The sequence below is a fragment of the Staphylococcus simiae genome, from assembly GCF_002902085.1.
GTDB lineage: Bacteria > Bacillota > Bacilli > Staphylococcales > Staphylococcaceae > Staphylococcus > Staphylococcus simiae.
Genome location: NZ_PPQR01000050.1, coordinates 1 through 18,270, shown reverse-complemented (window position 1 = coordinate 18,270; position 18,270 = coordinate 1). Strand labels below are relative to the sequence as shown.

The window sequence follows — 18,270 nt, the reverse complement described above, 5'->3', positions numbered from 1 at the left end:
TTGTTGGCATTTTCGCCAAAGTATTTTGTAATATTTTCATATCAGTTAGTGGAACATCAACTGTTCTGTCAGATGTTTCTGTTTTAGTACCTGGTAGATGTATTGTACAATCTTTAAAATTTAAATCAGATTTGCATAAGCGTTGTACTTCTCCAAATCGTCCACCAGTGATGATTAATATATAAATAAATACATAAGATTGAATAGGGATGTTAGCAACGTAGTCTTTCAAGCCAATAAAATCTTTAATACTCATGAATTTTTCTTCTTCGCGTTGTGCGGGTATAGTTCCTTTAACAACAACTTTGTAAGTAGGGTCTTTGTGTATTAAACCTTCTTGAATTGCATCGTCTATAGATTGTTTTAAACAGTTGTGTATTTTTCTAACTGTTTCTGTCGAATGATTTGATCCATACCATTTAATAAATTTGCGATAAAAGGTAGTGTTTAAATCAGATAGAATAACATCACTGAGATTTTCAGTCTCTAAAAATGATTTAAATTGATTGATTGCATTTTTGAATGTTGCATAGGCTTTGTCTGTAACGACACCTTCCTTATTAACTTTAATCCAATCATTATAATAGTCGATAAAAGATGTTTTATTGTTGATTACAAAACCTTTCATTACTTTATTGCGTGCTATAGATTCTGCTTGAGTTGCATCACGTTTAGTCACAAAGCCTTTCTTTTTATAGCGTTTGCCTTCGTATCCAAAATCGTAATACCATTTTCCGTTTGGTTGTTTTCTTACTGACATTTGATTTCCTCCTCAAAAAAGGTAAAAAATAATAAGGGTAGGAATGCTACCCAAGCATATATTGTGATATAGTGGTTAGTTTGACAATGTAATTACTCCATTGGACCAGCTATTGTTGGTTCTTGTAAACCGTATGGTGATTGCTTACTTAACTCACGCATCCTTTTTATTTCTTCATCTGTAGGATTATCAAAGTCTATTCCTTCTTCTAATGCTTGTTGTCTTGCAGAATTTACAGGTATTTGTTGCGTGGATTGATTATTCTGAATAGATTGTTGATTCTGCGTACTAATTTGTTCCTGCATTTCTGTTTGTTGTTCATTATCGACTTTATTATCTTGCATTTCACCGTCACCATTTTTATATGTATTTTCTTTTTTATTATCAGTAACTTCTTTGTTATCGGTTTTTAAGTTAGATTTTACTTTCTTGGTATTTGATTTCTTGCCTTTCTTTTCATCGTTAGACTTTTCATGTTCAGATGATTTGTTGCCACTGGAGTTATTCTCTTTTTGTCCACATGCACCTAACACCAATAAGCTTGCAAATATTAAAAATAATACCTTTTTCATTCTACACTTCTCCTTTGTTTTTATATTAAAGCGTCACTAGGACGCTTATTAAAATATTTTCTGGCTTGCGATAACTCTACCGATTATTTTTACTTCATCATCTTCACCATAAACTTGTGGTAAGTGTTCTGGATTATTTGACTCTGGTAATAATATAATCTGACCTTTGTTATATCTAATTCTTTTAACTGTAGCATTGTAACCATTAACCATTACAACGCCTAGTTGGCCATTTTCAACAGTAGAATCTTTCTCAACAACAACTATATCGCCATCTTGAAAAATCTTATCCATACTATCTCCAGAAACTCTCAAAGCAAATTCTTCTTTATTAGAGTTTAATTGTTTAGTAGCGAAGTATATGTAATCAACTAAATTTTCTTCACTATAAATAGGTAAGCCAGCAGATATCTTTGAAACTACTGGTATTTGTTTAACTGGTAGTGTTTCAATTCTTGGCTCAACTGTTTCTGGTTTTTTAATTTCCATTATATCTTCTGGACGAATGTTCAAACCGTTACAAATTTTGATGACATTTTCTACTTTAGCGTTAAAAACACCACGTTCTAAAATAGATCTAACAGTTGTATAAGCTAAACCGATTTCTTCTGAAAAAGCCTTTACACTTCCTGACTTCTGTTCAATAAGATGTTTTAAATCTTTTTCTTTAGTCATTTTTGTTTACCTCATTTCTAATTTGTACCTATATAATACCATGCGAAAAATCGTATATCAAGTAAAAAATAAAAATAAAAATACGAATTTTAGTGTTGACTTAGTACGAATTTTCGTATATAGTTTAGTTAAGCGATCGACGAGGTTGCTAAAAATTTTAATTTAAAATACGAATTTTCGTATTAGGAGGGGTACTGTGTTAAAACATTTCGATGATATTAGGAAAGAGAAAAAAGTATCTCTGGTAGATTTAGCAGACTTGTTAGGAGTTAGATACCAAACAGTCGCAGATAAGATTAACGGAGTTTCTGATTTTAAGTTTGGAGAAGCTTTACTTATTAAAAATGAATTTTTCCCAGAGTACGACATTGAATTTTTGTTTGCTAAAGACAAAGAAAAACAAACTAATTAATAGGAGGAAAACCAAATGAACGATTTACAAGTATTTCAAAACTCACAATTTGGAGAATTAGAAATTTTAACTATTGATAACAAAGAATGGTTTCCAGCAATTAAAGTAGCTGAAACTCTAGGCTATACAAATCCACGTGACGCTATTGCTAGACATACAAAACAACGTGGGGTCGTGAAACACGACGTCATCGACTCATTAGGCAGAAAACAAAACAAAAAATTTATTGACGAAGGTAATCTATATAGATTAATCACACGTTCAAAACTACCACAAGTAGAACAATTTGAAGAATGGGTTTTTGATGAGGTGTTACCGACGTTAAGAAAGACTGGAACATATCAAGTTAAACCATTAACAACATCTGAACAAATTCAATTAATCGCAAAAGGTAACACAGAATTAGACGAACGTGTAACTAGAATTGAAGAAACATACCCAATCATGCACGGAGAAGCTAAACATATACAAAAGTTAGTAGCGCAAAAGGTTGCAGAAGTCGTAAGAAATAAATTTAACGGTTACTACAATCAAGTATCACGCAAATTGTTCGCAGAAATATACAAAAGTATTAAGAACATTTTCGAAGTACCGAGCTATAACTGCATACCGCGAGGACGTTATGAAGAAGCGATCAGATTTGTTGAAAGATGGCAACCTTCTTATGAGACGACGTATCAATTAGAGATGAAATTGAATGATTAAGGAGGTTATCAAATGCAAGAAGAAAACAAAAAATCTCAATGTGGAAAAGACCACATTAAGATTACTAGTTGGGAAATAGTTGATATTAATAGGAAATTAAACTTTTTCAACTTTCTATTAATAATTTTAATACTGTTACAAGTATTCCAGCTATTCCTATGAAAGAAGGTATAAATACTTTAAAAACAACCTTCCAAAATGCTTTTCTACCTTCAGTAGTTATAAATCTTTTAGTTGTTGAACTTTGTATAGGAAAACCATTAATGTAAAAAGTTTCTCCGGTTTCGGAAGAAATGTAGTTTTTATCTATCATTTCATTTAAGTTTTTATCTTCAAACTCAATATTTACCGAACCCTTTAGGTAAGCAACTAAAAGTTTCCAAAATATACCAGGAGTTATTATGATCACCTCCTAATAAGGAGTATAGCAAAAAATATATTATTACTAATAATCGAAAAAAACAAATTAATAAGGAGGAAATGGAATGTTTATAAGAAGAAGGAAACACAACTATAAGGCAAGAGTAGAAACGAACTTAACCGAACTGAAACTATTACTGAATAAATTAAAAAGTCTATCAGCTTTAACGGAAAATAAACAAATCGAATTAAAAAAGAAAGTCAGTGAATATGAAAGTTTGGTCAAACAAACTGAAAACATTATTAAACGGATAAACAATTTTAAAGTGAAAGCGAAAATAAGAAAAGGTGACGAATAAACGCCACCCTGAAAGATTAAGAAATTTTCATTTCAGTTTTACATTTAGGACATTTAGCTTTTGATTTATTCAAATTCACTTTGTACTTCTTACCACAGTTCATACAGTGAATTTCAAAATTCTTAGTAAAGTCGTCCAACGCTTTTTCTAAATCTTTCATACCTTTTACTTTAGCACTCATGCACAACACCTCCCTTCACAAAGGGATAACGACATTATACACGAAAGGAATGATGACCATGAACACTAAAACATGGTGGACTATGAAAGATCTTGAGATAGAAACGAGTAAATCTCGTAACTGGTTAAAAGCTAACATTTTAGAAGTTCCAGTATTCAAAAAAGAGATTGAAACATTTGCACATTATCCAATCAATAACAATGACGAATATAGATTTATCGGAAGTAAAATGAAACAATTTTTAGAAGATAAGTTTCATATGATTTTCAGTTAAAGGAGGTGATATCAATGAGCGACGAAATGGCGACATACTGGTTTAACTACTTATATGAACGTGGACTTATACACGAAGTATTGAGAGAAGAAGGTATTATAGCACCCTTAGAAAAAGATGGAGATAAAAAAACAGCAAGTGAAAAAAGGGGTGAAAAAAATGAGTAAAGAATATGCAAGCTATCTAATAGCAACATTTATTTTTACGGTACTAACGATTGTACTACTACCGTTCTTATACTTCACAACAGCAATAGCAGTAGGCGCATTCGCAAGTATCGTAGCATTCATTTTCTACAACAACCACTTTTTTCGACAAATAAAAAAGACTGAGACTTGCGCCAACAAGTAACAGTCAATAACGAAATATAACTTAATTAAAATATACGAAATATAACGGAGGTCGTCAAGTATGAAAAATAAATACGCAATTAGAAAACTAAGTGTCGCAGTAGGTTCAGTAATCATAGGAACAACTTTATTTGTTAGTGGAGAGGCTAAAGCAGATGAAATTAAAACGAACGACGGAACAGTGCAACAAAACGAAGTTGCTCAAGAGCCAACGAAAGAGACACCTAAAACGCAAAATGAAAATGTAGAACAAAATAACAACCAACAAACACAAGTTGAAACTAAACAAGAAAATCAACTGCCACAATTTATTACTAATTCAGAAGTAAAAACAGAAAAAGATGATAACGGACAAACACCTATTTGGAGTAAACAACAAGTTAACTACGAATGGAATGCAACACAATATAAAAAAGGCGATGTCATAAATTTTGATTTGCCTAAAGAAGTGAGATTAGCAAACGAACAAAATTTTGATTTGAACACGCCAGACAATATCACTATAGGTAGTGTTAACGCAACAACAAATGGTGCTGTAACAGTTAATTTAAAAGATGAGAACAACTATTTAGCTACACATCAAAACACACAAGGTTGGATTAAATTCGAAACAATGTTCAATCGTGATGTAGTGAAAGACGATCAACCATTCGAAATTAAAGTTGGAGATAAAACATATAAAGGTTTTATCGCTAAAAACGAAGCAAATAAAACTCCTTTACAAAAATTCGGCTACATTGACGACGACAAAAAAATTAGATGGGACGTTAACGTTAATTTCGACCAACAAACCATTGATAACGCTAAAGTGACAGATACTTTAGGCGAAGGGCAAACGCTAGATGAGGACAGTGTAGAAGTATACGAGTATGACACTGATACAAACAAAGCAACTGGTACTTATGCTAAAGATAAATGGAAACTTACACCAACGACAAACGGTTTTGTTATCGACTTTTTAGAACAAATCAAATCTAGTTATCAAATCGAGTACACTACAATGCCATTAAGAGGCTTAAATAAACCATATCAAAACAGCGTTGAATTAACTGGGACTGGTTACGATACAGCATCTAAAACGGTTGATAGTGAGGTGTCTAATAGTGATGGTGGAGGAGAAGGCAATATGATACCAGAAAAGCCGAGCGAGCCAGAGCAACCACAACCAGAGGAACCAAGTGAACCAAAACGACCAGATGTTGAAACGCCAGAAAATCCAGAACCTAATGAACCAAATGAACCTGTACAACCAAAACCGGAAGAGCCAAATAAACCAAATGTGCCAGAACCAAATACACCAGAGGTTCCAGACACACCAGAACAACCAGATGTACCTAAAACGGATGAACCAGAACAACCTAATAACGAAACGCCTGAAACACCGAAATCAGAAACACCAAAAAATGAAATTCCTAACAAATCAGAAACGCCAAATACACCTAGAGAAGAGATACCAAACAAACCTAATACAGAAACGCCATACAAAGCAAATAAAGAACATTTAAATACGCCGAATAGTATTAATCCAAAAGAGTTAAACAACGCTAAAAAAGAGGTTTCTGTAACACCTCAAAAGCACGTTTCAGATAAACCAAAACAACAAATGAAAAACCAAAAAGAAAGCGAAAGTAAAACTTTGCCAGAAACAGGACAATCAAGCACAAACTACACATTGCCAATACTAACGTTTATCGGTGGTTTGCTTTTAACTAGAAAATTAAAAGCCAACAAGGAGGACAAATAAATGTATTACAAAATAGGAGACGTCGCACAAAAAGTTATCAGATTTGAGGGCTTTGACTTCAAATTGGCAGTGAAGAAACAAGACTATGGCGTGTTGATTAGCATTTTAGATTTAGAAGGCAGATATGTAGCAGGTATGAATATCGAAGAAGAGAGCGACATATACGTTGCTACAGACAATCTACAACAAGCTATGCGCGAATGGATTGAAGAGAATACTGATGAAAGAGACCGACTAATGAATTTAGTCATGGAATGGTGATTGGTATGAAACATACATTATTAAGAATTGCTAATGAATTAAATGAGTTGCTTTTATATTCAGATATAGAGGCGTGGTGTCAATTTAAAAAGAAAGAGGATGGAATTGTCATGGTTGATTTCACACATTTTGATGAACGCTACAGACATTCAAACAAATCTTTAATGATTTACCCTCACTACTCCGACGAAGAGGCTCAAGAATTATATGAAGAAATGAAACGTGTTATTGCAGGGGAGGAACTGATCAATGAATGAGTTACAAGCACAAGAATTAGAAAACATTGAACAAGATGAACGATTTAAAGTTACCGATTTAGATAGCGCTAATTGGGTGTTTAAGAAGTTAGACGCAATTACTACTAAAGAAAATGAAATTAATGAGTTAGCAGATAAAGAAATGAAACGTATCAAGTCATGGCAAGAAAAAGAAGTAGAGAAGTTACAAAGTAGCAAAGAATATCTACAAAGCCTAGTGATTGAGTATTTCAGAATAGAAAAAGAGAAAGATAACAAATTCAAACTTAACACTCCATACGGTAAAGTGTCGGCTCGTAAAGGCTCAAAAGTTATTCAAGTGAGCAACGAACAAGAAGTGATTAACCAACTTGAACAACGTGGCTTTAACGACTATGTAAAAGTGACTAAGAAACTAAGTCAATCAGATATTAAGAAAGACTTCGGCGTAACTGAAAATGGCACATTAATCGACGCTAACGGCGAAGTTTTAGAAGGTGCAAGCATTATCGAGAAACCGACATCTTACACGGTAAAGGTGGGAGATTAGATGAATAGATCAGAATCAATTGTCGAATTAAACAAAGCATTAGCTAACTTTCATAAAGAAGTTAAACAACCTATGAAAGATGCTAACAATCCGTTTTTTAAAAGTAAATACGTACCACTAGAAAACGTTGTTGAAGCTATAGATGATGTAGCGCCCAAACATGGTCTTACCTATACACAATACCCAGTGACTACAGAAAATGGACTGGTTGGAATATCGACAGTATTACTTCATGAAAGTGGCGAATATATCGAGTTCCCGCCAGCAACAACTAAACCAGATAAGAACACGGCACAGGGCGTTGGTTCAGCTTTAACATACATGCGTCGTTATTCATTAAGCGCAGTTTTTGGAATTACGAGTGATCAAGACGATGACGGTAATGAGGCGAGTGGAAAGAATAATAAAAGCAAACAAACACAACCACAAAAAGCGAGTAGTCAAACCATAGGCACATTAAAAAAAGAAGTCCTTAACTTCACAAACTTGATTAAAGGTACTGAAAAAGAAGTGCCACAAAACGTTGTTGAACAACGATTTGGAGTTAAAAACTACAATCTAACAGAAAATGAAGCGGTACAAATAATCAATAAAATACAAAACAATGCAAAAACAATAACTGGAGGTAACGAATAATGTTAAACAGAGTTGTATTAGTAGGAAGATTAACAAAAGACCCAGAATTCAGAACAACGCCTAATGGTGTAAGTATTGCAACTTTCACACTAGCAGTTAATCGTACATTCACTAACGCACAAGGAGAACGTGAGGCAGATTTTATTAATTGTGTTGTTTTTAAAAAACAAGCAGACAACGTAAATAACTATTTATCAAAAGGCTCATTAGCTGGTGTTGACGGAAGATTACAATCACGTAGTTATGAAAATCAAGAAGGACGTCGAGTGTTTGTAACTGAAGTTGTATGCGACAGTGTCCAATTCCTAGAACCAAAGAATAGCAATCAATCAAACAACCAACAACAAAACGGACAAACGCAGTCTGGCAATAATCCTTTTAACAACGGAATGCAAAACGCAAGTGGTCCTATCGATATTTATTCGGAAGATCTTCCTTTCTGATGAGGTGTTTATATGAAAGAAATTTGGAAAGACGTTGTTGGTTATGAAGGAATTTATGAAGTCAGTAGTTGTGGAAGAATTAGAACACATAAAAATAAAACTACTTACACAGAGAGACATGGCTTTAGACATTGGAAACAGCGTTATTTAAAAGATAAAACTCCAAATGGTAGGGATATAAGAGTGTCACTTTGGAAAAACAGTAAACGTAAAGATTTTCTAGTGCATAGATTAGTAGCTTTGGCTTTTATACCACAAACAAAAGGTAAAGAATGCATTAATCACATAGACGGCAATCCTAAAAATAATAATGTAAAAAATCTTGAGTGGTGTACGCATTTAGAAAATAACAGACATGCTTTTAATACTGGTCTTATGACAACGAATATGAAAGTTAAATTAATTCAAATCGATTCAAGTATAGAGTTGGAATTTATTAGTATGGCTAGAGCAGATAACTGGTTGAAAAGAGCAAACGGTTATACAAGTAGCCGAATAAAAAGAGGTTGTAGCACTGTGATAGCTAAAGATAACACTGAATATAGGGTAGAGAAGTTGGTTTAAATGGCACAAATTACAAGTTATATCACTGAAGATGATGGCACAACAACTGTCGTCGTCAGAGGTGTAGAACTAGGCAATAAAGAAACACTATTACTAGATAACGGTATTAATGTCGATGTAGATATGAACATAATTGATCCGTTCAAGATAACGGACAAGCAACGCCGTAAGATATTTGCTCTCTGTAACGACATAGAGGCACACACAGGACAGCCCCGAGACTATATGAGGTATTTATTCCAGGAATATGTAAACGTTCTGTATGGCTATGATAAGCCCATCTCATTAAGTGATTGTACACGCACACAAGCTGGGCAAGTTATCGAAGTAACGCTTGATTGGATATTTGATAACGATATACCACTAAGCTACAAGACAAGTGACCTACTGAAAGAAGATAAAGCATTTCTCTACTGGTCAACAGTTAACAGAAATTGCGTCATATGTGGTAAGCCACACGCCGAACTGGCTCATTATCATGCAGTTGGTAGAGGTCGTAATAGGTGCAAGATTGACCATGCAGGCAATCAAGTATTAGCATTATGCCATTTTCATCACAAACAACAACATGATATGGGCATGGATAGTTTTAACGAAAAACACAAACTACAAAATAGCTGGGTCGATGTGGATTATAGATTGAACAAAATGCTGAAAGGAGAGAAGAAATGAGCAAACTACTCATAGACGATTATCCAATACAAGTATTACCAAAGTTAGCCGAAGAAATAGGATTAAACGAGGCTATCGTGCTACAACAAATGCACTATTGGCTTAATAACTCTAAACACAATTATGACGGTAAAAAATGGATATTTAATTCTTACGCATCATGGCACGAACAATTTCTTTTTTGGAGTGAAAGAACTATAAAAAGAATTATTCATAGTTTAGAAAAGCAAGGTTTATTATTAACTGGCAATTACAACAAGTATTCATTTGATAGAACGAAATGGTATACGATCAACTACAAAAAACTAGACGACATAATGGCACGACCATTGGGACAAAATGACCCGACACAAAGTGACAACTTGTCCCGTTCAGATAGTGACAATTTGTCCCGACCAATACCAGAGACTACAGAGACTAACAAACAGAGAGAGACAGACGACGTCTCAAAATCATTTAAATATATTAGCAATAATTTAGAGATTATAAATAATCCATTAAAAGCTGAACAAATAGAGTACGAAATAAAAGCATTTGAAAAAGACAAATTTGAAATAGTTAAATTAGCTACTGATTATTGCATAGAAAAAAGTAAAGGGCTTAATTACCTGTTAACTATTTTAAAAAATTGGAATAAAGAAGGCGTTACTGATGAAGAGAGTGCTAAAAACAAATTGAAACCACGTAATGCTAAAAAAGAAACTACTGATGACGTCATAGCACAAATGGAAAAAGAATTGAGTGATAACTAATGCCAATGAGTAAACAGCAAGCATTAGAGATTATCAAAAAAGTTAGATATGTATACAACATTGACTTTGATAAACCTAAATTAGAAACATGGATTGATGTATTAAGTGAAAACGGAGATTACAAACCTACTGTGAGAGCTGTAGACAGCTATATAAACAGCAACAACCCTTACCCCCCTAACTTACCATCAATTATGCGTAAAGAGCCTAAAAAGGTATCTATAGAGCCTGTAGATGAAGAAGTAGTTACACACCAATGGAAAATGAAGAATGACCCAGAATATGCTAGGCAACGAAAGATTGCTTTAGACAGGTTCAAAAGTAAGTTAGCAGAGTTTGGGGGCGATGATTAATGAATTACGGACAACAAGAAATTGAAAGTACCATTATCGCCTCTCTACTTAAACAACCGGATATTTTAGAAAAAGTACGTGTTAAGGGTTATATGTTTACTGACGAAAGGTACAAAGCATTTTTTGAATATGTAATGGATGTTGGAAAGGTAGATCATAGCGAACTTTATTTGAAAGCGACAAACGATAAATCATTTTTAGATGTAAATACAATTACTAAACTATATAACACTGATTTCATCGGCTACGGTTTCTTTGAAAGATACCAACAAGAATTGGTTGAACGCTATCAAATCAATAAAGCTAATGAGCTAATCAATGATTTTAAACAGGATAACACAACTCAAAACTTTAATAACTTGATAGATGAACTAAGAGACTTAAAAACAATCACTGATACCAAAGAAGATGGCACAAAAAGATTTGTCGAAGAATTTGTTGAAGAGTTATACAGTGATACCCCTAAAAAGCAAATTAAGACTGGTTATAAGCTCATGGATTACAAAATAGGGGGATTAGAACCATCACAACTTATCGTCATCGCAGCACGCCCCTCTGTAGGTAAAACAGGTTTTGCATTAAACATGATGTACAACATAGCAAAAGGTGGTTATAAAACATCATTCTTTAGTTTAGAAACGACAGGAACATCAGTTTTGAAACGTATGTTATCAACTATCACTGGCATTGAGTTAACTAAGATTAAAGAGATTAAAAACTTAACGCCAGATGACTTAACTAAATTAACAAATGCAATGGATCAAGTCATGAAGTTGAACATAGATATTTTTGACAGAAGTAACATCACGCCACAAGACATTAGAGCACAAGCTATGCGTCATTCAGATGAGCAACAAGTAATATTTATCGACTATCTGCAATTGATGGACACTGATGCCAAGATAGACAGACGTGTTGCCGTTGAAAAAATATCACGTGACTTAAAAATTATAGCGAATGAGACAGGCGCAATCATCGTCTTATTGTCACAGCTTAATCGTGGTGTTGAATCAAGACAAGACAAACGACCAATGTTGTCTGATATGAAAGAGTCCGGAGGTATTGAGGCAGACGCCAGTTTGGCAATGCTACTCTACCGTGATGACTACTATAACCAGGATAACGAAGAAGACACGACAGGTAAGTCAATCGTTGAGTGCAACATAGCTAAGAATAAAGATGGTGAAACAGGCGTTATAGAGTTTGAATACTTCAAAAAGACACAGAGGTTTTTTACATGAACATGATGCAGTACAAAGAATTGTTGAAAAAACTTTATGAAGAAACTAAAGATACTGATCCAATTGTCGCAAGAATATATATCGAGACAGGTTGGGCAATCAATCGACTACTAGAACGTAATGAAATAACTGTATTTGATGATTATGACAAAGTGAAAGACAAGATTATGAATGAGACAAAATGGAGGCATGCAGATGGCACTTATCGAAAAGTATTACCTCTACAGAGATGATGGAACAGAAGAAATAAAAGTAATCAAAGAAACAAGTGACCAAAATATCGTTTATTCGCTAAATAGAGCTCATTTTAGCGACGATTATAAAATTATGACTGATAGTGAGATAAAACGATTTAAAGGCACACACGGGCTTTTATATGAGCGTGAGCTAGGTTTACAAGCAACTATATTTGACGTGTAGGTGTAGAGATGAGCAAATACAACGCAAAAAAGATTGAGTACAAAGGAATTGTGTTCGATAGCAAAGTTGAATGTGAATATTACCAATATTTAGAAAATAAAATGAATGGTGTTCAATATAACAAAATAGAAATACAACCGAGATATGAATTAATACCCAAAGTGAATAAACAACGTAAGACAGAATATATCGCAGATTTTGCGCTATATCTCGATAATGAATTAGTTGAAGTTATAGACGTCAAAGGAATGCCCACAGAGACAGCTAAATTAAAAGCTAAGATGTTCAGATATTTATATCCCGATGTAGCTTTAACGTGGATATGTAAGGCTCCTAAGTACACTGGGCAAGAGTGGATAACTTACGAAGAATTAATAAAGGTAAGACGCGAAAGAAAACGAGAAAAGAAGTGATGATATGGAAGAACAAGCATATATTAACGCAACATTTAACGTAAGGATACCAACATATGTTCAAAGTGGTACCTACGCACAAATAGATAATGCAAAAGAAAGTTTAGCAAGTTATTTATATGACAATCCAGCAGAAATATTAGAATACGAAAACATGCAAATTAGGTCAGTAGATGTTGACATTGAATAGAAAAGATTTAACACATGCCCAAGTTAATTTTTACGGTGAGCGAAAAACGTTGGAAGAATTATCAAATGAGTATGAAATAAATTTAAAAACGCTAATTTCAAGATATAGAAAAGGTGTCAAAAACGAAAAGATTTTATTGAATCCTAAAAAACCAGAGGTTCTAGTAAATGGCAAAGTGATGAACATCGATGAAATATCTAAAGAGGCAGGAAAATCAAGAAGTACAATTTATTACCGAATCAAAAAGGGATACAAAGAAGATGTTTTAGTTTCTCCAAAGATAAATTCAGATTAAAAAATGAAGAAAGTAGAGGTTTAAAAATGGCAGGTAAACATTCAAAAATAAAAATTGATGGAAAATATGGCACTGTTCTCGAATTTTCGTTGAAATACGGAGTACCAATATCCACTATCCTAACAAGGTATAACAGAGGTATTAGAGGTGAAGAATTAATAATAGGCAAAATAGAAAGAGCGCAAAAATTCGATGTTAACGGCGAAATGCTAACAATAAAAGAAATTGCTGAAAAAGCAGGGGCTACTGATAGCGCTATATACAATAGGATTAAGCAAGGTTATAAAGGCGACGCTTTGATTATGCCTACAATGTATGCAAATGAAAAAGATAATGATTCTAGACGAATAACAAAAGAAGATTTAAGAATAATTGCAGAGGCAGAGGCAAGGCACGAACAAGCAATTAGAGACAGAAAACGCGCTAAACAAAAAGTGAGAGAAAAAGAAAGACTAGCAATGATAGCTAAGCACAGAGTACGTAGTGATTGGTTTGTACATTTAGAAAAGAATGACATATTCCCAAAAGTGAAGAGAGGTTAAAACAATGGCAGAAAAACTATTAATTTCAGAACTAGAATACGACGACACTATTACAGTATACGACTTTGGTAAAAGTGAATGGACAAAAGGAATTACAGTCATTGGCTATGTAGTAGATTTTACAGCCAGAGACTTTGATACACCAGTAGCAGTTATTAAGTCGGGGAATGCAGTATATGAGATTACAGATGACAATTCATTTACTAAAAGGATTAAAACATATGCAGATACACGAGCTAAATAAAGATGATGAGATTTGGTTCAAGTATCCAAACGCGACTATATCGTTTCCAGCTAAAGTTATTGAGCTTGAATGGAATTTTGAGGGCGAGCCAATTGCTAAAACAAGGGTAGGAACAGAAATTGTTTATATAGACGACAATTTCGACATAGTAAAAGTATAGGAGTGAAGACGTGGAAAAAGATAATGTAAATCAACCAGAGCATTACACATACGGCAATATTGAAATTATAGATGTAATAGAGCAAATCACGAAAGAGTACCCACCAGAATTGGCATTTGCAGTAGGTAACGCAATTAAATATCTTGCTAGAGCTAATCACAAGAACGGCAAAGAAGATATAGCTAAAGCTAAATGGTACGTACAACGTGTGTTTGATAAGTGGGAGGGATAAATGAGACCACTTAACGATACGATCAAACAAAAGTATAGACACGACACACAAGGTAAGTCGCTATCACAAATAGAGCGTGAGTTGCGCGCAAAGGGTATCAACTGTTTTGTGATAAGTGCTAGTGGGCGCAAGGTAACAGCGATAGTTAGTAAGGTGGATAAGATGAAGAATAGGGAGTGTTTGAAGTGACAGAAAAAGAATTGCTATTAAGACATTCGGCACTCATTGTTAAAGACTTATTCAAATCGTTAAACACAGTAGTAAATAAATATTATAAATTCAGTGACACAAGTTATAAAAGTGAAGTTGGCACAAGTCAATATTGGAAAAGTGTAGCTGGTATGGAACAAATGCAGTTGGAAATTGAGCAATTACTAGAGCAGTTGAAAGCTATGGATGAAATAACTAATTGGAACAGTAAGTTGCACCAAGATAGATATAAATTTGTAGAGAAGTATTCAGAAATATTAACACGATACGAGGAGTGGGAACAATGGTAAAGATTAAAACTAAAAAATTGATGACGCTACCGGAATTGATACAGTGGGGCTGGGATAACGAGATAGAAAATGAACATTATGTCAGTAATGTAGATGAGGCTTCTATTTATTTTGATAAGCAGAGTTTTGTTGAGATAGATTGTGAAATTGATAAAACAGAAACATTCACAGTAGAAGTTGAAGATGAGATTACGGAGTTTACTGATTTAGATAACTTGGTCGAAATCGTTGAAAATTCTTGTGGTTATTTGAAGTTTATGAAATATTCTTTTCCTATTAGTATTAGAAGATGTATAAAAAATAACCCGGATGCAATGACATCAAAAGCATTTCACATCTTAAATAAGGATATGACTATGACACTTATTTGGAAAGATGGAAAGTTGGTGGACTGATGAACGCAAAAACTAAATTTCATGTGAGCGTAATGGACGCAAGGTTGAAGAAGATGAGAGAAGAACGTGACAGTTTCGAAAAGCAACGAAATGAGTTGTTGAATGACATGAAAGAGACTAAGTTTAAGGCTGAATTGTTTGATGAATTATTGAATAGCTTTAGCGATAATTTATTAATTTATGGTGCACTTGCAAAGTCACTAGTTGATAGATACGAAATAAACAAAGATTTGGAGAGTGAAGAGTGATGTGGAAATTCGTACATGTTGAATATTCTGATGGAGATAAGACAACTTATAAAAAAGGCTGGACAAAAACAACAGATGAATTTTTAGAACACGCAGATGTTGATGATCAAGTTGTTGTTTCAAGGGGATATTTTGACGTATTAAAAAATAAGTTAGAAGCATTTGATGATATAAAAGAATCATATCGAAAATCAGAATCACCCGAACAATTCGGATTTATGGTAGCGGATATTTTAGAAAAAATATTGGAGTGTGAAGAGTGATGAGCAACCAAATTAATATAGATACCGTCGTTAGAATATTAAAAATGAGCAAAAACGATATAGGTTTTTGGGATGTAATGAGTGAATTTGATGATGAAAAAGATGAGGAATTTTTTTGAATTTGTTGTAGAATATGCTGATGAATTTGAAAGATTTCTTAACGCCACTTTATCGCATGTTATGGACAGATTAAAAATAAGAATAGCGTTTGCTAAAAACGGGGAGGGACAGCCGAATGAATAACGTATTACAAGTTAAATTATTAAGTGATAACGCAACAATGCCACAACGTAACCACGACACAGACGCTGGCTATGATATATTCTCAGCTGAAACAGTGGTATTAGAACCACAAGAGAAAGCAATTATCAAAACTGATGTAGCAGTGAATATATCACAAGGCTATGTAGGATTATTAACAAGCAGAAGTGGTGTAAGTAGTAAAACACATTTAGTGATTGAAACGGGCAAGATAGATGCAGGCTATCAAGGTAATTTGGGGATTAATATTAAGAATGATAATGAAACGCTAGCAAGTTACGATTCATTCAGTTTTATCTCTTCAGCTTTAGATATTGCAAACAAAAATATACAAATGGATTCGGGTTTCGAAGATGAAGTAATGATTGGTACGTATCAAATCAACAAAGGCGATAAGTTAGCGCAATTGGTTATTGTGCCGATATACACACCAGAATTAAAACAAGTGGAGGAGTTTGACAGTGTTTCAGATAGAGGAGAAAAAGGGTTCGGATCAAGTGGAACAAAATAAAGATATATTAACTAAGGTAAAGGAGATACTAAATAAATGACACAGTTTCTAATTAGAGAGTTTCAAGATAGTACAGGCTATCCGTTTATAGATGTGGAGAAGAGCAGAGATAATGAGACGTTTGCCATTGTAGAGGCAGAGAGTATGCAAGAGGCTAGACGTAAATATGAGGAGGGTAAAGATGATTAAACGAATAGTACATACAATCTTTTTGTTATGCATGTATGAGTTAGGAAAGTTTTTGATGAATTCTTTCTTAATTTGGTGGCAAAGTGATGATGCAGTAGATTTAGCACCAATTGATTTTGTAGATGGAGATCATGAACATTTGAATAAGGTATTCAGACCAGAGGTGAGTGATTGATTATGTGGTTGATTATAGCGATTGTATTAGCAGTCATTGTATTAATCCTCATAGCAAACAATGGAATGCTGAGAAACGAAAATGAAAGCTTGAGATATGCTAACGTTTATCTATTCACTAGATTTGTCAGAGACAACGGAGAACAAGGAATTATAGAATTAGAAGAAGCCATGGAAGATATATCAAAGAAGTTTAAGTAGTGGAGGTATTACATGCATACGACGCACGATATTAAACCAGGAACATTTAAATATATTGAGTCAGAGATATATAATCTACAAGAAAATAAGAAAGAGATTAACAGATTAAGACTTGAGATACTTAATCCTTTAAAAGAAACAGATACAAATATTATTTATGGACCATTACAGAAAGGTGAGCCTGTAAGAACAACTGAGCTGATGGCTACACGTTTACTAACTAATAAGATGTTACGTAATTTAGAAGAAATGGTCGAAGCAGTTGAGTCCGAGTATGAACGATTACCCGAAGAACATAAAAAAGTTATACGATTGAAATATTGGAATAAAGATCGGAAGTTGAAGATGGAACAGATAGGCGAAGAGTGTCATATGCATCGTAATACAGTAACAACAATAAGAAGAAACTATGTTAAGGCAGTAGCTATGCATGTTGGCATTAAATAAAATGTTGTGCAAAGATTGTGCAAAAGGCCTACAAATCTGTAGTAATATGTTAGTATCAAGAAAATATATACTTATTATTAAGGCGCATCACATATTAGTGATGTGTCTTTTTATATGTACTAGGATATTAATGGACTGTATATATAGAGCGCACATAGATTAAAGCACCGTATATAAATTGACGTGGCTTATTAATGAGTGTGTATTAGATGCAGATATAAAGGATAGGACAAGTGATAATAACTTTGAGAGTATCTACTAAAACTATTATATCAACCTCATTCATCTAACATGTTTAAAGATTTATATAAAGTTTGAAGTACAAAAAATAATTCAAAGTTCAAGTTAATTATTTCAAATTGATTTATTGTTCATTAACTTTAAAGACAAAATGATTTGAATGAAGAAACAATTAATAAGTAAAAGATGATTTGAGTTTATATATTTAATATTTAGTTTTAGAAATGAACAACGAATAATTATAT

The 18,270-nt window shown here is 33.5% G+C and carries 40 protein-coding genes; 36 read left to right on the top strand and 4 right to left on the bottom strand.

Translation table 11 applies throughout. From position 1 onward, the window contains the following. From CD113_RS06460 to CD113_RS06450, 3 genes are all read right to left on the bottom strand, one after another. Positions 1-760 (bottom strand): tyrosine-type recombinase/integrase (locus tag CD113_RS06460; protein ID WP_169922557.1); only part of this gene is annotated, 760 nt, incomplete at its 3' end. 92 nt (positions 761-852) lie between these two features. Continuing rightward, positions 853-1,332: a hypothetical protein gene (locus tag CD113_RS06455; RefSeq protein ID WP_002464319.1), complete on the bottom strand. Its 480-nt coding sequence runs from the start codon at positions 1,330-1,332 to the stop codon at positions 853-855. Positions 1,333-1,380: 48 nt separating this feature from the next. After that, complete coding sequence (locus tag CD113_RS06450; protein ID WP_002464320.1) at positions 1,381-2,007, bottom strand: XRE family transcriptional regulator; 627 nt, start codon at positions 2,005-2,007, stop codon at positions 1,381-1,383. A 196-nt stretch (positions 2,008-2,203) separates the two neighbouring features. Here CD113_RS06450 and CD113_RS06445 point away from each other — a divergent pair, with 196 nt between their 5' ends. From CD113_RS06445 to CD113_RS06430, 3 genes are all read left to right on the top strand, one after another. After that, entirely contained in the window at positions 2,204-2,419 is a 216-nt protein-coding gene (locus tag CD113_RS06445) for a helix-turn-helix domain-containing protein (protein WP_002464321.1), read from the top strand. Between the two features lie 15 nt (positions 2,420-2,434). After that, positions 2,435-3,124, top strand: a complete 690-nt coding sequence (locus CD113_RS06440; protein WP_095092639.1) for an ORF6C domain-containing protein — start codon at positions 2,435-2,437, stop codon at positions 3,122-3,124. Positions 3,125-3,609: 485 nt separating this feature from the next. Continuing rightward, positions 3,610-3,843: a hypothetical protein gene (locus CD113_RS06430; protein ID WP_002462593.1), complete on the top strand. Its 234-nt coding sequence runs from the start codon at positions 3,610-3,612 to the stop codon at positions 3,841-3,843. A 16-nt stretch (positions 3,844-3,859) separates the two neighbouring features. Here CD113_RS06430 and CD113_RS12735 read toward each other — a convergent pair whose 3' ends face one another. Then, positions 3,860-4,024 (bottom strand): hypothetical protein, encoded by a 165-nt coding sequence (locus CD113_RS12735; protein WP_002462594.1) that lies wholly within the window; start codon positions 4,022-4,024, stop codon positions 3,860-3,862. 58 nt (positions 4,025-4,082) lie between these two features. Between CD113_RS12735 and CD113_RS06425 the strand changes: the two genes are divergently transcribed. From CD113_RS06425 to CD113_RS06275, 33 genes are all read left to right on the top strand, one after another. Further along, the gene (locus CD113_RS06425; RefSeq protein ID WP_002462595.1) at positions 4,083-4,298 is read left to right on the top strand and encodes a DUF771 domain-containing protein; all 216 of its coding nucleotides are present in this window, start codon (positions 4,083-4,085) and stop codon (positions 4,296-4,298) included. 14 nt (positions 4,299-4,312) lie between these two features. Beyond that, positions 4,313-4,465 carry a hypothetical protein gene (locus CD113_RS12730; protein ID WP_002462596.1) on the top strand — a complete coding sequence of 51 codons (153 nt, stop codon included), beginning with the start codon at positions 4,313-4,315 and terminating at the stop codon, positions 4,463-4,465. Beyond that, positions 4,458-4,649, top strand: a complete 192-nt coding sequence (locus tag CD113_RS06420) for a DUF1270 family protein (protein WP_040801540.1) — start codon at positions 4,458-4,460, stop codon at positions 4,647-4,649. The genes CD113_RS12730 and CD113_RS06420 overlap by 8 nt, the downstream gene beginning before the upstream one ends. Positions 4,650-4,709: 60 nt before the next feature. Further along, positions 4,710-6,392, top strand: coding sequence for a collagen binding domain-containing protein (locus CD113_RS06415; RefSeq protein ID WP_002462598.1), 1,683 nt, complete (start codon positions 4,710-4,712; stop codon positions 6,390-6,392). Further along, the gene (locus CD113_RS06410; RefSeq protein WP_002462599.1) at positions 6,393-6,653 is read left to right on the top strand and encodes a DUF1108 family protein; all 261 of its coding nucleotides are present in this window, start codon (positions 6,393-6,395) and stop codon (positions 6,651-6,653) included. Positions 6,654-6,658: 5 nt separating this feature from the next. Further along, complete coding sequence (locus tag CD113_RS06405; protein WP_040801552.1) at positions 6,659-6,910, top strand: hypothetical protein; 252 nt, start codon at positions 6,659-6,661, stop codon at positions 6,908-6,910. Then, positions 6,903-7,439 carry a host-nuclease inhibitor Gam family protein gene (locus CD113_RS06400; RefSeq protein ID WP_002462601.1) on the top strand — a complete coding sequence of 179 codons (537 nt, stop codon included), beginning with the start codon at positions 6,903-6,905 and terminating at the stop codon, positions 7,437-7,439. The genes CD113_RS06405 and CD113_RS06400 overlap by 8 nt, the downstream gene beginning before the upstream one ends. Further along, entirely contained in the window at positions 7,440-8,075 is a 636-nt protein-coding gene (locus tag CD113_RS06395; protein ID WP_002462602.1) for an ERF family protein, read from the top strand. It begins immediately after the preceding gene. Further along, a complete protein-coding gene (gene ssb, locus CD113_RS06390; RefSeq protein WP_002462603.1) occupies positions 8,075-8,518 on the top strand; it encodes a single-stranded DNA-binding protein in 444 nt (147 codons plus the stop codon). Before CD113_RS06395 ends, ssb begins: the two co-directional genes overlap by 1 nt. A 12-nt stretch (positions 8,519-8,530) precedes the next feature. Then, a complete protein-coding gene (locus CD113_RS06385) occupies positions 8,531-9,082 on the top strand; it encodes an NUMOD4 motif-containing HNH endonuclease (RefSeq protein ID WP_002462604.1) in 552 nt (183 codons plus the stop codon). Then, complete coding sequence (locus tag CD113_RS06380; protein ID WP_002462605.1) at positions 9,083-9,754, top strand: putative HNHc nuclease; 672 nt, start codon at positions 9,083-9,085, stop codon at positions 9,752-9,754. Beyond that, complete coding sequence (locus CD113_RS06375) at positions 9,751-10,506, top strand: DnaD domain protein (RefSeq protein ID WP_002462606.1); 756 nt, start codon at positions 9,751-9,753, stop codon at positions 10,504-10,506. The genes CD113_RS06380 and CD113_RS06375 overlap by 4 nt, the downstream gene beginning before the upstream one ends. Next, entirely contained in the window at positions 10,506-10,859 is a 354-nt protein-coding gene (locus tag CD113_RS06370; RefSeq protein WP_002462607.1) for a hypothetical protein, read from the top strand. The genes CD113_RS06375 and CD113_RS06370 overlap by 1 nt, the downstream gene beginning before the upstream one ends. Further along, positions 10,859-12,100 carry a DnaB helicase C-terminal domain-containing protein gene (locus CD113_RS06365; RefSeq protein WP_002462608.1) on the top strand — a complete coding sequence of 414 codons (1,242 nt, stop codon included), beginning with the start codon at positions 10,859-10,861 and terminating at the stop codon, positions 12,098-12,100. Before CD113_RS06370 ends, CD113_RS06365 begins: the two co-directional genes overlap by 1 nt. Further along, positions 12,097-12,333: a hypothetical protein gene (locus CD113_RS06360; RefSeq protein ID WP_002462609.1), complete on the top strand. Its 237-nt coding sequence runs from the start codon at positions 12,097-12,099 to the stop codon at positions 12,331-12,333. Before CD113_RS06365 ends, CD113_RS06360 begins: the two co-directional genes overlap by 4 nt. Next, complete coding sequence (locus CD113_RS06355) at positions 12,296-12,520, top strand: DUF3269 family protein (protein WP_002462610.1); 225 nt, start codon at positions 12,296-12,298, stop codon at positions 12,518-12,520. The genes CD113_RS06360 and CD113_RS06355 overlap by 38 nt, the downstream gene beginning before the upstream one ends. Positions 12,521-12,528: 8 nt before the next feature. After that, positions 12,529-12,933 (top strand): DUF1064 domain-containing protein, encoded by a 405-nt coding sequence (locus CD113_RS06350; protein ID WP_002462611.1) that lies wholly within the window; start codon positions 12,529-12,531, stop codon positions 12,931-12,933. Positions 12,934-12,937: 4 nt separating this feature from the next. Continuing rightward, positions 12,938-13,123, top strand: coding sequence for a DUF3113 family protein (locus tag CD113_RS06345; protein WP_002462612.1), 186 nt, complete (start codon positions 12,938-12,940; stop codon positions 13,121-13,123). Continuing rightward, positions 13,116-13,418: a hypothetical protein gene (locus CD113_RS06340; RefSeq protein ID WP_002462613.1), complete on the top strand. Its 303-nt coding sequence runs from the start codon at positions 13,116-13,118 to the stop codon at positions 13,416-13,418. Before CD113_RS06345 ends, CD113_RS06340 begins: the two co-directional genes overlap by 8 nt. A gap of 26 nt (positions 13,419-13,444) precedes the next feature. Continuing rightward, positions 13,445-13,960 (top strand): hypothetical protein, encoded by a 516-nt coding sequence (locus CD113_RS06335; RefSeq protein WP_002462614.1) that lies wholly within the window; start codon positions 13,445-13,447, stop codon positions 13,958-13,960. Positions 13,961-13,964: 4 nt separating this feature from the next. Continuing rightward, a complete protein-coding gene (locus tag CD113_RS06330; RefSeq protein ID WP_002462615.1) occupies positions 13,965-14,204 on the top strand; it encodes a hypothetical protein in 240 nt (79 codons plus the stop codon). Next, the gene (locus CD113_RS13045; RefSeq protein ID WP_002462616.1) at positions 14,182-14,364 is read left to right on the top strand and encodes a hypothetical protein; all 183 of its coding nucleotides are present in this window, start codon (positions 14,182-14,184) and stop codon (positions 14,362-14,364) included. The genes CD113_RS06330 and CD113_RS13045 overlap by 23 nt, the downstream gene beginning before the upstream one ends. A gap of 10 nt (positions 14,365-14,374) precedes the next feature. Beyond that, on the top strand, positions 14,375-14,596 hold the full coding sequence (locus tag CD113_RS12720; protein ID WP_002462617.1) for a DUF3310 domain-containing protein: 222 nt from the start codon (positions 14,375-14,377) through the stop codon (positions 14,594-14,596). Between the two features lie 185 nt (positions 14,597-14,781). Then, a complete protein-coding gene (locus CD113_RS06315) occupies positions 14,782-15,096 on the top strand; it encodes a DUF1140 family protein (RefSeq protein WP_002462619.1) in 315 nt (104 codons plus the stop codon). Further along, positions 15,090-15,491, top strand: coding sequence for a hypothetical protein (locus CD113_RS06310; RefSeq protein WP_002462620.1), 402 nt, complete (start codon positions 15,090-15,092; stop codon positions 15,489-15,491). Before CD113_RS06315 ends, CD113_RS06310 begins: the two co-directional genes overlap by 7 nt. Continuing rightward, on the top strand, positions 15,491-15,739 hold the full coding sequence (locus CD113_RS06305; RefSeq protein ID WP_002462621.1) for a hypothetical protein: 249 nt from the start codon (positions 15,491-15,493) through the stop codon (positions 15,737-15,739). Before CD113_RS06310 ends, CD113_RS06305 begins: the two co-directional genes overlap by 1 nt. Further along, the gene (locus tag CD113_RS06300) at positions 15,736-16,002 is read left to right on the top strand and encodes a hypothetical protein (RefSeq protein ID WP_136527609.1); all 267 of its coding nucleotides are present in this window, start codon (positions 15,736-15,738) and stop codon (positions 16,000-16,002) included. The genes CD113_RS06305 and CD113_RS06300 overlap by 4 nt, the downstream gene beginning before the upstream one ends. Then, a complete protein-coding gene (locus tag CD113_RS12950) occupies positions 15,999-16,121 on the top strand; it encodes a hypothetical protein (RefSeq protein WP_268741111.1) in 123 nt (40 codons plus the stop codon). Before CD113_RS06300 ends, CD113_RS12950 begins: the two co-directional genes overlap by 4 nt. A 116-nt stretch (positions 16,122-16,237) precedes the next feature. Further along, entirely contained in the window at positions 16,238-16,774 is a 537-nt protein-coding gene (locus CD113_RS06290) for a dUTP diphosphatase (RefSeq protein ID WP_002462625.1), read from the top strand. Positions 16,775-16,810: 36 nt separating this feature from the next. Continuing rightward, on the top strand, positions 16,811-16,963 hold the full coding sequence (locus CD113_RS12670; RefSeq protein ID WP_002462626.1) for a DUF1381 domain-containing protein: 153 nt from the start codon (positions 16,811-16,813) through the stop codon (positions 16,961-16,963). Further along, positions 16,956-17,138, top strand: a complete 183-nt coding sequence (gene rinB / locus CD113_RS06285; RefSeq protein ID WP_002462627.1) for a transcriptional activator RinB — start codon at positions 16,956-16,958, stop codon at positions 17,136-17,138. The genes CD113_RS12670 and rinB overlap by 8 nt, the downstream gene beginning before the upstream one ends. 2 nt (positions 17,139-17,140) lie before the next feature. Continuing rightward, on the top strand, positions 17,141-17,338 hold the full coding sequence (locus CD113_RS06280; RefSeq protein ID WP_002462628.1) for a DUF1514 family protein: 198 nt from the start codon (positions 17,141-17,143) through the stop codon (positions 17,336-17,338). Between the two features lie 12 nt (positions 17,339-17,350). Further along, positions 17,351-17,785 carry a transcriptional regulator gene (locus tag CD113_RS06275; RefSeq protein WP_002462629.1) on the top strand — a complete coding sequence of 145 codons (435 nt, stop codon included), beginning with the start codon at positions 17,351-17,353 and terminating at the stop codon, positions 17,783-17,785. Positions 17,786-18,270: the final 485 nt, after the last annotated feature.

Bases quoted from the DNA above. Each gene is read 5' to 3' on its own strand.
- CD113_RS06455 (WP_002464319.1), bottom strand. From the start codon at position 1,332: ATGAAAAAGGTATTATTTTTAATATTTGCAAGCTTATTGGTGTTAGGT.
- CD113_RS06450 (WP_002464320.1), bottom strand. From the start codon at position 2,007: ATGACTAAAGAAAAAGATTTAAAACATCTTATTGAACAGAAGTCAGGA.
- CD113_RS06440 (WP_095092639.1), top strand. From the start codon at position 2,435: ATGAACGATTTACAAGTATTTCAAAACTCACAATTTGGAGAATTAGAA.
- CD113_RS06430 (WP_002462593.1), top strand. From the start codon at position 3,610: ATGTTTATAAGAAGAAGGAAACACAACTATAAGGCAAGAGTAGAAACG.
- CD113_RS12735 (WP_002462594.1), bottom strand. From the start codon at position 4,024: ATGAGTGCTAAAGTAAAAGGTATGAAAGATTTAGAAAAAGCGTTGGAC.
- CD113_RS06425 (WP_002462595.1), top strand. From the start codon at position 4,083: ATGAACACTAAAACATGGTGGACTATGAAAGATCTTGAGATAGAAACG.
- CD113_RS12730 (WP_002462596.1), top strand. From the start codon at position 4,313: ATGAGCGACGAAATGGCGACATACTGGTTTAACTACTTATATGAACGT.
- CD113_RS06420 (WP_040801540.1), top strand. From the start codon at position 4,458: ATGAGTAAAGAATATGCAAGCTATCTAATAGCAACATTTATTTTTACG.
- CD113_RS06415 (WP_002462598.1), top strand. From the start codon at position 4,710: ATGAAAAATAAATACGCAATTAGAAAACTAAGTGTCGCAGTAGGTTCA.
- CD113_RS06410 (WP_002462599.1), top strand. From the start codon at position 6,393: ATGTATTACAAAATAGGAGACGTCGCACAAAAAGTTATCAGATTTGAG.
- CD113_RS06405 (WP_040801552.1), top strand. From the start codon at position 6,659: ATGAAACATACATTATTAAGAATTGCTAATGAATTAAATGAGTTGCTT.
- CD113_RS06400 (WP_002462601.1), top strand. From the start codon at position 6,903: ATGAATGAGTTACAAGCACAAGAATTAGAAAACATTGAACAAGATGAA.
- CD113_RS06395 (WP_002462602.1), top strand. From the start codon at position 7,440: ATGAATAGATCAGAATCAATTGTCGAATTAAACAAAGCATTAGCTAAC.
- ssb (WP_002462603.1), top strand. From the start codon at position 8,075: ATGTTAAACAGAGTTGTATTAGTAGGAAGATTAACAAAAGACCCAGAA.
- CD113_RS06385 (WP_002462604.1), top strand. From the start codon at position 8,531: ATGAAAGAAATTTGGAAAGACGTTGTTGGTTATGAAGGAATTTATGAA.
- CD113_RS06380 (WP_002462605.1), top strand. From the start codon at position 9,083: ATGGCACAAATTACAAGTTATATCACTGAAGATGATGGCACAACAACT.
- CD113_RS06375 (WP_002462606.1), top strand. From the start codon at position 9,751: ATGAGCAAACTACTCATAGACGATTATCCAATACAAGTATTACCAAAG.
- CD113_RS06370 (WP_002462607.1), top strand. From the start codon at position 10,506: ATGCCAATGAGTAAACAGCAAGCATTAGAGATTATCAAAAAAGTTAGA.
- CD113_RS06365 (WP_002462608.1), top strand. From the start codon at position 10,859: ATGAATTACGGACAACAAGAAATTGAAAGTACCATTATCGCCTCTCTA.
- CD113_RS06360 (WP_002462609.1), top strand. From the start codon at position 12,097: ATGAACATGATGCAGTACAAAGAATTGTTGAAAAAACTTTATGAAGAA.
- CD113_RS06355 (WP_002462610.1), top strand. From the start codon at position 12,296: ATGGCACTTATCGAAAAGTATTACCTCTACAGAGATGATGGAACAGAA.
- CD113_RS06350 (WP_002462611.1), top strand. From the start codon at position 12,529: ATGAGCAAATACAACGCAAAAAAGATTGAGTACAAAGGAATTGTGTTC.
- CD113_RS06345 (WP_002462612.1), top strand. From the start codon at position 12,938: ATGGAAGAACAAGCATATATTAACGCAACATTTAACGTAAGGATACCA.
- CD113_RS06335 (WP_002462614.1), top strand. From the start codon at position 13,445: ATGGCAGGTAAACATTCAAAAATAAAAATTGATGGAAAATATGGCACT.
- CD113_RS06330 (WP_002462615.1), top strand. From the start codon at position 13,965: ATGGCAGAAAAACTATTAATTTCAGAACTAGAATACGACGACACTATT.
- CD113_RS13045 (WP_002462616.1), top strand. From the start codon at position 14,182: ATGCAGATACACGAGCTAAATAAAGATGATGAGATTTGGTTCAAGTAT.
- CD113_RS06310 (WP_002462620.1), top strand. From the start codon at position 15,090: ATGGTAAAGATTAAAACTAAAAAATTGATGACGCTACCGGAATTGATA.
- CD113_RS06305 (WP_002462621.1), top strand. From the start codon at position 15,491: ATGAACGCAAAAACTAAATTTCATGTGAGCGTAATGGACGCAAGGTTG.
- CD113_RS06290 (WP_002462625.1), top strand. From the start codon at position 16,238: ATGAATAACGTATTACAAGTTAAATTATTAAGTGATAACGCAACAATG.
- CD113_RS12670 (WP_002462626.1), top strand. From the start codon at position 16,811: ATGACACAGTTTCTAATTAGAGAGTTTCAAGATAGTACAGGCTATCCG.
- rinB (WP_002462627.1), top strand. From the start codon at position 16,956: ATGATTAAACGAATAGTACATACAATCTTTTTGTTATGCATGTATGAG.
- CD113_RS06280 (WP_002462628.1), top strand. From the start codon at position 17,141: ATGTGGTTGATTATAGCGATTGTATTAGCAGTCATTGTATTAATCCTC.
- CD113_RS06275 (WP_002462629.1), top strand. From the start codon at position 17,351: ATGCATACGACGCACGATATTAAACCAGGAACATTTAAATATATTGAG.